Source organism: Variovorax boronicumulans NBRC 103145 (assembly GCF_001591345.1).
Taxonomy (GTDB): Bacteria; Pseudomonadota; Gammaproteobacteria; order Burkholderiales; family Burkholderiaceae_C; genus Variovorax; species Variovorax boronicumulans.
Map to the genome: position 1 here is coordinate 55,956 of NZ_BCUS01000008.1, position 12,205 is coordinate 68,160.

12 protein-coding genes are annotated in these 12,205 nt (G+C 68.0%); 11 read left to right on the plus strand and 1 reads right to left on the minus strand.

What is annotated here, in order from left to right:
* The first annotated feature begins 151 nt into the window (after window positions 1-151).
* Window positions 152-709: an ureidoglycolate lyase gene (locus tag VBO01S_RS04120; RefSeq protein WP_062470974.1), complete on the plus strand. Its 558-nt coding sequence runs from the start codon at window positions 152-154 to the stop codon at window positions 707-709.
* 140 nt (window positions 710-849) lie between these two features.
* Window positions 850-1,206, plus strand: a complete 357-nt coding sequence (locus VBO01S_RS04125; RefSeq protein WP_143599158.1) for a hypothetical protein — start codon at window positions 850-852, stop codon at window positions 1,204-1,206.
* 150 nt (window positions 1,207-1,356) lie between these two features.
* Here VBO01S_RS04125 and VBO01S_RS04130 read toward each other — a convergent pair whose 3' ends face one another.
* Window positions 1,357-1,563, minus strand: a complete 207-nt coding sequence (locus tag VBO01S_RS04130; RefSeq protein ID WP_062470893.1) for a hypothetical protein — start codon at window positions 1,561-1,563, stop codon at window positions 1,357-1,359.
* 145 nt (window positions 1,564-1,708) lie between these two features.
* On the opposite strand from VBO01S_RS04130, the gene VBO01S_RS04135 reads away from it, so the two are divergent.
* The 9 genes from VBO01S_RS04135 to glnA all read left to right on the plus strand — a co-directional run bounded on the left by VBO01S_RS04135 (window position 1,709) and on the right by glnA (window position 12,147).
* Window positions 1,709-3,304 carry a class I SAM-dependent methyltransferase gene (locus tag VBO01S_RS04135; RefSeq protein WP_062470895.1) on the plus strand — a complete coding sequence of 532 codons (1,596 nt, stop codon included), beginning with the start codon at window positions 1,709-1,711 and terminating at the stop codon, window positions 3,302-3,304.
* 61 nt (window positions 3,305-3,365) lie between these two features.
* The gene (gene ggt, locus VBO01S_RS04140; protein ID WP_062470896.1) at window positions 3,366-5,102 is read left to right on the plus strand and encodes a gamma-glutamyltransferase; all 1,737 of its coding nucleotides are present in this window, start codon (window positions 3,366-3,368) and stop codon (window positions 5,100-5,102) included.
* Window positions 5,103-5,163: 61 nt separating this feature from the next.
* Window positions 5,164-5,904: a pseudouridine synthase gene (locus VBO01S_RS04145; RefSeq protein ID WP_062470977.1), complete on the plus strand. Its 741-nt coding sequence runs from the start codon at window positions 5,164-5,166 to the stop codon at window positions 5,902-5,904.
* Window positions 5,905-6,009: 105 nt separating this feature from the next.
* Entirely contained in the window at window positions 6,010-7,023 is a 1,014-nt protein-coding gene (locus tag VBO01S_RS04150) for a YncE family protein (protein ID WP_062470897.1), read from the plus strand.
* A complete protein-coding gene (locus VBO01S_RS04155; RefSeq protein ID WP_062470898.1) occupies window positions 7,007-7,837 on the plus strand; it encodes a polysaccharide deacetylase family protein in 831 nt (276 codons plus the stop codon). The genes VBO01S_RS04150 and VBO01S_RS04155 overlap by 17 nt, the downstream gene beginning before the upstream one ends.
* A gap of 16 nt (window positions 7,838-7,853) precedes the next feature.
* Window positions 7,854-8,828: a sterol desaturase family protein gene (locus VBO01S_RS04160; RefSeq protein ID WP_062470899.1), complete on the plus strand. Its 975-nt coding sequence runs from the start codon at window positions 7,854-7,856 to the stop codon at window positions 8,826-8,828.
* 56 nt (window positions 8,829-8,884) lie between these two features.
* Entirely contained in the window at window positions 8,885-9,787 is a 903-nt protein-coding gene (locus VBO01S_RS04165) for an EI24 domain-containing protein (RefSeq protein ID WP_062470900.1), read from the plus strand.
* Window positions 9,784-10,584, plus strand: a complete 801-nt coding sequence (locus VBO01S_RS04170) for a competence/damage-inducible protein A (RefSeq protein ID WP_062470902.1) — start codon at window positions 9,784-9,786, stop codon at window positions 10,582-10,584. Before VBO01S_RS04165 ends, VBO01S_RS04170 begins: the two co-directional genes overlap by 4 nt.
* Window positions 10,585-10,731: 147 nt before the next feature.
* A complete protein-coding gene (glnA, locus tag VBO01S_RS04175; RefSeq protein ID WP_062470904.1) occupies window positions 10,732-12,147 on the plus strand; it encodes a type I glutamate--ammonia ligase in 1,416 nt (471 codons plus the stop codon).
* The last annotated feature ends 58 nt before the right edge of the window (window positions 12,148-12,205 follow it).

The window sequence follows — 12,205 nt, forward strand, 5'->3', positions numbered from 1 at the left end:
GGTATTACCGGTATTATTTAACGCGACCGAGACCTTAAGGCCTCATGCGCCGTTGGACACTAGCGATTTCCCTGACACCGGGAGATTGACGGCTTGGATGCATCGCAAGCATACTGGTAATACCAGTTGGACCAAAAAAGCCGAGGAGTTTCTGTTGACGATTGCCAGCCCCACTTTCCTGCCCCCGGCGCCGGGCACGCCCGCGGCGCTCGCGCTCGTTGCGCAGCCGCTGACGCGCGAGGCGTTCGCCGCGTTCGGCGACGTCATCGAGAGCGCGCACGCCCGGTCGATGCCGATCAATGCGGGCATGACCACGCGCTTTCACGACCTGGCGCGCGTGGACCCGGGCCCCGGCGACAGCCGCGTGCTGGTGAACATTTTCGAGACCCAGCCCTACGCGCTGCCGCTGCAGGTGGGCATGCTGGAGCGCCACCCGCTGGGCAGCCAGGCCTTCGTGCCGATGGACGGCAGCCGCTTTCTCGTGGTGGTGGCGCCGGCGGGCGACACGGTGCGCGTGGAAGACATCCGCGCCTTCGTCACCGACGGGCGGCAGGGCGTGAACTATGCGCGCGGCGTCTGGCACCACCCGCTGGTGGTCACGCAGCAGCCGGCCAGCTTCGTGGTGATCGACCGCGGCGGGGCCGGGCCGAACTGCGACGAGATTCTGGTGCCGCCGGCGTGCGTGGTGCGCGTCAGCCTGGCGGGCTGAGCGCGCTCCATCCCTGCGGCCATCGCCCGGCGGCTGCGCCAACGTCGCAGGCACCGCGACGCCGACTTGCGGCCATTGGCGAAAGAGGCCTACACCGCCGGGAGCGCCCCGGTGAAACCTTCGGGCCATGGGTGAACGCCATGCGCAATCCAACGAAATCGATGTTTGCCGGAAGCCTCGCTGTCGGGGTCATCAGCGTCGCGGCGCTCCTCGCCGGGCCGGCTGCCGCGCAGTCGGCCGACAAGCCGCCGCCGGTCAAGCCGCAAGCGCAACCCGGGCCCGATCCTGAACTCCTCGTGAAGCCGCCGCCCCATGGCCATCCGCGGCTGGTGAAGCCCGCACCGCCCGACCGCGACCCCGGCATGGTGAAAAAGCCACCGGCGGACGCGAAGCGGGCCGGCGAGGACAAGCCCCGCGTGGACGACCCCGGTGCGCCCTCGCGCCAGGACGACTGCCGGGGCACCGCCGAGGACTGCAGGCAGAACTCCCCCCGATGACGCCTTGAACGGAAGAACACGTCTCGCCATGAAATGGTCGAGTCGCCGGGCTACCTGCGCAAGACCTGCGACCGCGAGAGCGGGTTGGCGCTCATCGACATCGACGCCTGAGCGGTGCGGCCGGGCGTCAGCCCCGCGTGATGAGGTGGCTTACTGGCACTGGAACAGCACGCCGGATTCGGCGGGCGCCTTGCCGAGCCACTTCGGCTCCTGGCTCTTGGCGCTGCAGTAGTCCGAAGCCTGGGTGTAGGTCATGGCACGCAGCACACCGTCGCGGAAGGGAACGATCTGGTTGGGCGGCGTCGAGCAGCCGGCAATGACCAAAGCCAGGGGAAACAGTGTGATGCGCCAGTTCATCGGGCCATTCTAAAGAGGTCGTGCAAGCGCATGAGCCCGCGGCCAGGGCAGGGCGGGTCGGCCCGCGCCGGCTTCTTTTTGCGAGGGCACGGGGCTATAGTCTGCGAGCACTGCTGCAGCCCCTTCCGATCCCCAAAGGACGTTCGTGCCGGACTCTCTGACTTCCACGCTCACCAGTTACTACGATGCGGTGCCCTACGACTCGCACCCGTTTCCCCAGTCCGCCGTGGAGCACCTGGAAGCCCTGGCCTTCCTGTTCGGGCTCGAGGCGCCGCCGCCGCACAAGGCGCGCGTGCTCGAGCTGGGCTGCGCCGCCGGCGGCAACCTGATTCCGTTCGCGGCGCGTCACCCGCAAGCCCAAGCGGTAGGGGTCGACCTGTCGCGCGTGCAGGTGGCGCAGGGCGCCGCGGCGCTCGATCAGGCGGGGCTGTCGAACATCGAGCTCAAGGCCTTCAACATCGCCGACATCGACGCCTCGTTCGGCCTGTTCGACTACATCGTCTGCCACGGCGTCTACAGCTGGGTGCCGGGGCCGGTGCAGGACGCGATCCTGCGCGTGTGCGCCGAGAACCTGGCGCCCAATGGCGTGGTGTACGTGAGCTACAACGTGTACCCGGGCTGGAAGGCGCGCGAGATCGTGCGCGACGCGATGATTCTGCGCGGCGGCCCGCGCGACACGCCCGAAGAAAAGCTCTCCTACGCGCGCGGCATGCTCGAGTTCCTCGAGCAGTCGGCCCGGCCCGACAGCGTGCTGCGCAAGACGCTCGAAGAGACGATGCCGATCGTGCGCAACTCCGGCAACTACTACCTGCTGCACGAGTTCCTCGAGCCCTGCAACGAGCCCTGTTATTTCAAGGAGTTCGTCGCGCGTGCCGAAGCGCGCGGGCTGGCCTACCTGTGCGACGCCGAGCCCTCGACCATGTTCGTGCAGAACTACGGCGAGAAGGTGCGCGACCCGCTGCTGCGCGAGTGCGGCGGCAGCCAGGTGATGATGGAGCAGTACCTCGACTTCCTCGTCAACCGCACCTTCCGCCAGACGCTGCTGGTGAAGCAGGGCAACGCCGCGAACATCCGCTACCGCCTCGAAGTTCCCCGCCTGCGCGCGCTGGAGTTCGCCGGCGTCTTCCGCGTCGATGGCGGCGAGGCGCTCACCATCGACTCTCGCGAGCAGCCCTGCACCGCACTGCGCGACCTGAAGGTCACGTTGCGGCTGCCGGCGCACAAGGCGGTGGCGCAGGCGCTCGATGCGAGCTATCCGTGTTCGATGTCGACCGAGGCCCTGCTGGCCGCTGTCGTGACGCTCACCGGCGAGCCGCGCGCGGCCGTCGAGCCCATCGTGCTCGCCATGCTCGAGGAACTGCTGATCCTCGGCGCGCTGCGCATCCGGCGCACGCCGGTGCCGGCGACTGCTTCGGTGTCGGCGCTGCCGCAGGTGCTGGCGCCGGTGCGGCGCGCGCTGGCCGGCGTGCCCGCGTCGCAAGCGACGGCCGTGCTCTGCAACCAGTGGCACGAGCCGGTGTCGCTCACGGTACTCGAACGCAGCCTGCTGCCGCTGCTCGACGGGGCGCACACGCACGAGGCGTTGGCCGCCTTCCTGCTCGACGAGGTGCGCGTCGAACGCCTGCGCTTCCTCAAGGACGACCAGCCGCTGACCGACCCGTCGGCGCTGCATGCCTTCGCGCAGGAGCAGGTCGCGCAGGCGCTGCAAAGCCTGCGGCGCAAGGCGCTGCTCACGGCCTGACCGCCCACTTTCCATTCACCCCTCCCTCATTCTTCATCCAACGCACAGAGGAGACTTTTCCATGCAGCACTTCAAGTGGACCCCCACCCTGCGCGCCGCCGTCGCGGCCGCGCTCACCCTGGCCGCGGCCGGAGCCTCGCAGGCCGCGTCGCAGGCGCCGGTGGCGGCCGAACACGGCATGGTCGTGAGCGCGCAGCACCTGGCCAGCAAGGTCGGCGTCGATGTGCTCAAGCGCGGCGGCAACGCGGTCGATGCGGCCGTGGCCGTGGGCTATGCGCTGGCGGTGGTGTACCCGGCGGCGGGCAACCTGGGCGGCGGCGGCTTCATGACCGTGCAACTGGCCGACGGCCGCAAGACCTTCCTCGACTTCCGCGAGAAGGCCCCGCTGGCCGCCACGGCCAACATGTACCTCGACAAGGACGGCAACGTCGTCAAGGGCCTGAGCACCCACGGCCACCTCGCCGTCGGCGTGCCGGGCTCGGTGTCGGGCATGGAGTACGCGCGCGAGAAGTACGGCACGATGAAGCGTGCCGACCTCATCGCCCCCTCGGTCCAGCTGGCCGACAAGGGCTTCGCGCTGGAGCAGGGCGACATCGACATGCTGCTCACCGCCACCAACGACTTCAAGAAAGACCCGGTCTCCGGCGCGATCTTCCTGAACAAGGGCGAGCCCTTCGCGGTCGGCCAGAAGCTGGTGCAGAAAGACCTCGCCAAGACGCTGAAGGAAATCAGCGCCAAGGGCACCGACGGCTTCTACAAGGGCTGGGTCGGCAAGGCCATCGTGGCATCGAGCCAGGCCGGCAAGGGCATCATCACGCAGGCCGACCTCGACCAGTACAAGACGCGCGAACTCGCGCCGGTCGAGTGCGACTACCGCGGCTACCGCGTGGTGTCGGCACCGCCGCCGAGCTCGGGCGGCGTGATCATCTGCGAGATGCTCAACATCCTGGAGGGCTACCCGCTCAAGGACCTGGGCTTCCGCTCGGCCGAGTCTGTGCACTACCAGATCGAAGCCATGCGCCACGCCTACGTGGACCGCAACAGCTACCTGGGCGACCCCGACTTCGTGAAGAACCCGCTCGACCGCCTGCTCGACAAGGGCTACGCCGCCAAGATCCGCGCCGTCATCGACCCCAAGAAGGCCGGCGTGTCCAAGGACATCAAGCCCGGCGTGGCGCCGCATGAAGGCAGCAACACCACCCACTACTCGATCACCGACAAGTGGGGCAACGCCGTTTCGGTCACCTACACGCTGAACGACTGGTTCGGCGCCAAGGTCACGGCCGACAAGACCGGCGTGCTGCTGAACAACGAGATGGACGACTTCACCTCCAAGATCGGCGTGCCCAACATGTACGGCCTGGTGCAGGGCGAGGCCAACGCCATCGCCCCGGGCAAGCGTCCGCTGAGTTCGATGAGCCCGACCATCGTCTCCAAGGATGGCAAGCCGGTGTTCGTGGTCGGCACGCCCGGCGGCAGCCGCATCATCACGGCCGTGCTGCACACCATCCTGAACGTGGTCGATTACGGCATGAACGTGCAGGAGGCCGTCGATGCGCCGCGCTTCCACCAGCAATGGCTGCCTGATGTCACCAACGTCGAGACCTTCGCGATCAGCCCCGACACCCGCAAGATCCTGACCGACATGGGCCACAACCTGGGCGTGCCGCAGCCGGCCAACCACTTGGCGGCGATCATCGTCGGCGCGCCCTCGCTGGGCGGCAAGCCGGTGGGCGCGAACCGCTTCTACGGCGCCAACGACCCCCGTCGCAACACGGGCCTGGCAGCAGGCTACTGAACCTGCGGCACACTCGAAGGCGGTCGTGCCCCTGTCGGCACGGCCGCTTTTTTCATTTTTCATGCACCTGCAAGACATCCTCTATACCCAGGGCTTCGGCACCCGCCGCGTGTGCGCGGGCCTGGTCCAGCAAGGCCACGTGAGCGTCGCCGGCGCGGCCGTGATCGACCCCTTCGCCGACCTCGACCCCGAAGGCCTGCTGTTCACCGTGCAGGGCACCGAGTGGGCCTGCCACGAGAAGGCTTACCTGATGCTGCACAAGCCGGCCGGCACCGAGTGCTCGCAGAAGCCCTCGACCTACCCGAGCATCTACACGCTGCTGCCGTCGCCGCTGCGGCTGCGGCCCAACAAGGGCGCGGTGCAGGGAGTGCAGGCCATCGGCCGGCTCGACCAGGACACGACCGGCCTGCTGCTGCTGACCGACGACGGCCAGTTCATCCACAAGATGGGCTCGCCCAAGCACCACGTGCCCAAGGTCTACGAGGTGACGGCCAAGCACCCGATCGACGAGGCGCAGATCGCCAAACTGCTGGCCGGCGTGGTGCTCGACGACGATCCGAAGCCCGTGCGCGCGGCCGCCTGCGAGTCCGACAGCCCGCTGCACCTGCGGCTCACGCTCACCGAGGGCAAGTACCACCAGGTCAAGCGCATGCTGGCCGCGGTCGGCAACCGGGTCGAGGGGCTGCACCGCTCGCGCATCGGCGGCCTGGCGCTGCCGGACGACCTGGCGCCGGGGCAATGGCGCTGGCTCACGGCCGAGCAGGTGGCCCAGCTGCGGGCGCCCGTGCCCCGCGCCGCTTGACATAGGTCAAGGCGCCGGGCGCAACAGCGGGTGAGGGGGCGCCGGCGGTCAGCTGTTTGTCGGGTTCGACCGTTAAGATTGTTAACCCTCTCCCGGAACCTTCCCTTGCGACTCCCTGCCCGCCCGAACGGCCGCATCGCGGCCTTCCTGCTGTCCTGCCTGTGCCTGACAGCCCTGGTGACCCTCCCCGCCGCGGCGGCGCCGCCGGCCCCTCCACCGGTTTTTGTGCTCAATTCGCTGGACGCCAGCGTGAGCGTGATCAACCCGGTCGACTGGACCGAGAAGCAGCGCATTCCCACCGGCAAGGAGCCGCACCACATCTACATGACGCCCGACGAGAAGTCGGTCATCGTGGCCAATTCGGCGGGCGATTCGCTCACCTTCCTGGACCCGCGCACGGCCGAGGTGCAGCGCGTGGTGTACGGCATCATCGATCCCTACCAGCTGCAGTTCTCGCGCGACATGAAGTGGTTCGTCACGGCGGCCAACCGCCTGAACCACGTCGACGTGTACCGCTGGGACGGCAAGGACCTGAAGCTGGTCAAGCGCATCGCCACCGGCAAGACGCCCAGCCACATCTGGATCGACAACACCAGCACCGTGGCCTACGTCACCATGCAGGACAGCGACGAGCTGATCGCGGTCGACCTGCCGACGCAGACCATCCGCTGGCGCATGGCCACCGGCGCCATGCCCGCCGACATCTTCGGCGCCCACAACGACAAGACGCTGCTCGTGGGCCTCACCGGCAGCGACGGCGTGCAGGTGTTCGACGTGGCCGGCGCCCAGCCCAAGCTGGTCGGCAAGATCCCCACCGGCAAGGGCGCCCACGCCTTCCGCTCGGCCGGCGACGGCAAGACCGTGTTCGTGAGCAACCGGGTGGCCAACACCATCAGCCGCATCGACCTGACCACGCTGAAGGTCGTCGCCACCTACAACGTGCCCGGCGGCCCCGACTGCATGGACGTGTCGGCCGACGGCAAGACGCTGTACGTGACCTCGCGCTGGGCCAAGAAGCTCACGGTGGTCGATCTCGCGAGCCAGAAGGTCGTGCGGCAGATCAACGTCGGCCGCTCGCCGCACGGCGTCTGGACCCTCGACCATGCCAAGCGCATCTGAGCGCGTGCGCGGCCTGCGCACCGCCGGGGTGGCCTTCGCCGTCGCGGCGCTGGCCTGCGCCACCGTGCCGGCGGCCGGAGCCCAGGAAGCCGCCGCCTGCGACAAGCCGGTCTACCTGACGCTGGACACCGGCCACATGGGCATCGCCCCGCCGGTGGCCGACGTGCTCAAGCGCCAGGACGTGCGCGTCACCTTCTTCGCCGCCGCCGAGCGCACCCAGACCGACGGCGACAGCCTGGACGACCACTGGGCGCCGTGGTGGAAGGCGAGGGCGGCCGAGGGCCACGAGTTCGGCTCGCACACCTACGATCACGCCTACTGGCGCGGCGACGTCAAGGGCACGCCGCCGAGCTTTCGCATCAAGCCGTCGGCCGGCCCGCAGACCGGGAAAGAGTCGGTCTGGAGCGCGGCCCAGTACTGCGCTGACATCCGCAAGTCGTCCGACCGGCTGGCCGCCATCACCGGCAAGAAGCCGCTGCCGCTGTACCGCGCGCCGGGCGGCAAGACCTCGCCCGCCTTATTGGCGGCCGCCAGGGACTGCGGCTACGCGCACGTGGGCTGGTCGCCCGCCGGCTTCCTGGGCGACGAACTGCCCAGCGAGGCGTTCAGCAACCAGAAACTGCTGGCCCAGGCGCTGGCGGGCATCCGCCCCGGCGACATCCTGCTGGCGCACCTGGGCATCTGGTCGCGCAAGGACCCGTGGGCGCCCGCCAACCTGGAGCCGCTCATCGTCGGGCTGAAGGCCAAGGGCTTCTGCTTTCGCACGCTGCGCCAGCACCCGGACTACCGCGCCTGGATCGCCTCCCACCCTTGAATCCTGAGTTTTCGCCGTGATCGATTGGTTGACCGACGTTTTTTCCGCCATGCAGGGCTGGCTCTTCGAGACCGCCGTGCAGCCGCTGGTGTACGCCATCGGCCTGGGCGGCTGGGCCGAGGACGCCTTCGACGCCACCGGCTGGCTGCTGGTCGGGGTGATCCAGATCCTGGTGCTGCTGGCCGTCATCGGCCCATTGCAGCGCTGGCGCGCGGTCGAGGCCGTGACCGATCGCCGTGCCATCCGCATCGACGTGCTCTACACGCTGATCCACCGGCTGGGCCTGTTCCGGCTGGCGCTGTTCTTCACGCTGCAGCCCCTGTTCGACGACCTGCTCGGCAACCTGCGCATGGCGGGGTGGGGCACCTTCCACCTGGACGAGGCCTGGCCCGGCGTGACCGACGTGCCGTGGGTGGCTTTTGCCATCTACCTCGTGGTGCTCGACTTTGTCGGCTACTGGATTCACCGCGGCCAGCACCAGTTCAACTGGTGGTGGAGTCTGCATTCGCTGCACCACTCGCAGCGCCAGATGACGATGTGGAGCGACGACCGCAACCACCTGCTGGACGACGTGATCCACGACACGCTCATCGTCATCGTGGCGCAGCTGATCGGCGTGGCGCCGGGCCAGTTCATCGCCGTCGTGGCCTTCACCCAGCTCAGCGAGAGCCTGCAGCACGCCAACCTGCGGCTGAGCTTCGGGGCCATCGGCGAGCGGCTGTGGGTCAGCCCGCGCTTTCACCGGCTGCACCACAGCATCGGGCTGGGCCACGAGTCGCACGGCCGGAGCACGCTCGGCGGCCATAACTTCGGCGTGCTGCTGCCCTGGTGGGACATGCTCTTTCGCACCGCCAACTTCGAGAACCGCTACGACCCGACCGGCATCCGCGACCAGGTCGAGCCCGGCGCCGACGGCCGCCCGCGCGACTACGGTCAGGGCTTCTGGTCGCAGCAGTGGCTGGGGCTGAAGCGGCTGTTCGGCCGCGCCTGATCCGCCCGCAAGCCCGGCGGCGGGCGGGCCGGGGCCTTGCGCTATCCTCGAACCTCATGCGCCTGCTCCTCGACTCCTTCTGGCGCGCGGTGGCCTATTGCATGCTCCCGCGCGTGATCGTGCTGTCGCTCCTGCCATTGGCGCTCATGGTGCTGCTGGCCGCGGGGCTCGGCTACTTCTACTGGGACGCGGCTGTCGCCTGGACGCGCGAGGCCCTCGACGCCTGGCCGCTGCTGTCCAGCTTCTGGGCCTGGATCGGGCGCCTGTTCTCCAGCGACGTCACGGCCGCGCTGGCGCCGCTGGTGGTGGTGTTCGGCGTCACGCCGCTGATCGTGGTGCTGTCGCTGCTCATCGTGGCCGGCTTCATGGCGCCGGCGCTCACCAAGCTCGTGGCCGAACGGCGCTTTCCCACGCTCGAACAGAAGAAGGGCGCCTCCTTCTTCGGCAGCGTGCTGCGCTCGCTCGGCGCCACGGTGCTGGCGCTGATCGCGCTGGTGGTGTCGATGCCGCTGTGGCTCATTCCGCCGCTGGTGCTGATCCTGCCGCCACTGATCTGGGGCTGGCTGACCTACCGGGTGATGAGCTTCGACGCGCTGGCCGAGCACGCCAGCCCTGAAGAACGCGCCACGCTGCTGCGCGCCCACCGGCTGCCGCTGCTGTGCATCGGCGTGCTGTGCGGCTACCTGGGCGCCGCGCCGAGCATCGTCTGGGCCTCGGGCCTGCTGTTCGCCGCCGCCTTCTTCGTGCTGGTGCCGATCGCCATCTGGATCTACACGCTGGTCTTCGCTTTCTCCGCGCTCTGGTTCGCCCACTACTGCCTCGACGCCCTGACCCAGCTGCGCGCCCAGCGCGCGGCGCAGCAGCCCGCGGCCGGCAGCGGCGACGCGCAGCAGACGCTCGAGGCGGCCGAAGCCACCGAGGCCAACAAGGCCGCTCTTTCTCAATGGAGTTCTCCATGACACGCGCATTCGGTCTCATCGTCGTCGGCGACGAGATCCTTTCCGGCAAGCGGGCCGACAAGCACATGGCCAAGGTCATCGAGCTGCTGGCCGCGCGCGGCCTCCAGCTGGGCTGGGCCGAGTACGTGGGCGACGAGCCCACGCGGATCACCGCGGCCCTGATGCGCGCCTTCGCCTCGGGCGACATCGTGTTCTCGACCGGCGGCATCGGCGCCACGCCCGACGACCACACCCGCCAGTGCGCCGCCCAGGCCCTGCGCGTGCCGCTGGCGCTGCATCCCGAGGCCGAGGCGCTGATCCGCGAGCGCATGCAGGACACGGCCCTGGAGCAGGGCGTGCCCTACGAGCCCGACCGGCCCGACAACATCCACCGCCTGAACATGGGCGTGTTTCCGCAGGGCGCGTCGATCATCCGCAATCCGTACAACAAGATCCCGGGCTTCAGCGTCGAGCACGTGCATTTCGTGCCGGGCTTTCCGGTCATGGCCTGGCCCATGATCGAGTCGGTGCTCGACAGCCGCTATGCCGATCTGTTCACCCGCAACGCCATCGCCGAGAAGTCCGTGATCGTTTTCGGTGCGATGGAAGCCACCCTCACGCCCCTGATGCAGGCCATCGAGCAGGCCCACGCCGGCATCAAGGTGTTCAGCCTGCCCAGCGTGGATCACCCCCAGTACGGGCGCCATATCGAGCTGGGCGTCAAGGGCAACCCTGCGAAGCTCGATGCCGCCTATGGCCAGCTCATCGAAGGTCTGCACACTTTCGATGCGAAGCTTGGCCCTGAATTGGTGCGTTAATCCGCATTGCACCAATTTGGGGATATTTTCCTTTTCCGGCAGCCCCTGGGCCGTCACCCGGGCCTCATCCGGCGGGGTGACAATGGCACAGAAACTGCATCCTCCCGTCCCTGTATTCCTAACCACCATCCAACTCAGGAGAAACTGATGGCAAAGACCGTCGCCGATGTACTCAAGCTCGTCAAGGAAAACGAGGTCAAGTTCGTCGACTTGCGCTTCACCGACACCCGCGGCAAAGAGCAGCACGTGACCGTGCCCGTGTCGCACTTCGATGAAGACAAATTCACCTCGGGCCACGCGTTCGACGGTTCGTCCATCGCCGGTTGGAAGGGCATCGAAGCCTCGGACATGCAGCTCATGCCCGACCCGAACACCGCCAACATCGACCCGTTCTTCGAAGAAACGACGCTGATCCTGACCTGCGACGTGATCGACCCGGCCGACGGCAAGGCCTACGAGCGCGACCCGCGTTCGCTCGCCAAGCGCGCCGAGGCGTACATGAAGGCTTCCGGCCTGGGCGACACCGCCTACTTCGGACCGGAACCCGAATTCTTCGTGTTCGACGGCGTGCGCTGGAAGAACGACATGTCGGGCTGCTTCGTGAAGATCGAGTCCGAAGAAGCCTCGTGGAACACCGACAAGGAGTTCGAGCACGGCAACAGCGGCCACCGTCCGGCAGTCAAGGGCGGCTACTTCCCGGTGCCTCCGGTCGACAGCTTCCAGGACATGCGCTCGGAAATGAGCCTGGTGCTCGAATCGCTGGGCATCCCGGTCGAAGTGCATCACCATGAAGTGGCCAACGCCGGCCAGCTCGAAATCGGCACCCGCTTCAGCACGCTGGTGCAGCGCGCGGACTGGGTCCAGCTGCAGAAGTACGTGATCCACAACGTGGCCCACGCCTACGGCAAGACCGCCACCTTCATGCCCAAGCCCATCGTCGGCGACAACGGCTCCGGCATGCACGTGCACCAGTCGGTCTGGAAGGACGGCAAGAACCTGTTCGCCGGCGACGGCTACGCAGGCCTGTCGGACTTCGCGCTGCACTACATCGGCGGCATCATCAAGCACGCCCGTGCCCTGAACGCCATCACGAACCCCGGCACCAACAGCTACAAGCGCCTGGTGCCCGGCTTCGAAGCCCCGGTGAAGCTGGCCTACTCGGCCAAGAACCGTTCGGCCTCGATCCGCATCCCGTTCGTGGCCAACCCGAAGGGCCGCCGCGTCGAAGCGCGCTTCCCCGATCCGCTGATGAACCCGTACCTGGGCTTTGCCGCGCTGCTGATGGCCGGCCTGGACGGCGTGGAAAACAAGATCCATCCGGGCGAAGCCGCCAGCAAGGACCTGTACCACCTGCCGCCGGAAGAAGACGCGCTGATCCCGACCGTCTGCCACAGCCTGGACCAAGCCTTGGAGCACCTGGACAAGGACCGTGCGTTCCTGACCAAGGGCGGCGTGTTCACCGACTCGTACATCGACGCGTACATCGACCTCAAGATGCAGGAAGTCACGCGCTTCCGCATGGCGACGCACCCGGTCGAATTCGACATGTACTACTCGCTGTAAAAAGCGCCACAACAAGCCCGCCCCGGCGGGCAAGTAAGACAAAAGGACGGCCCCGGCC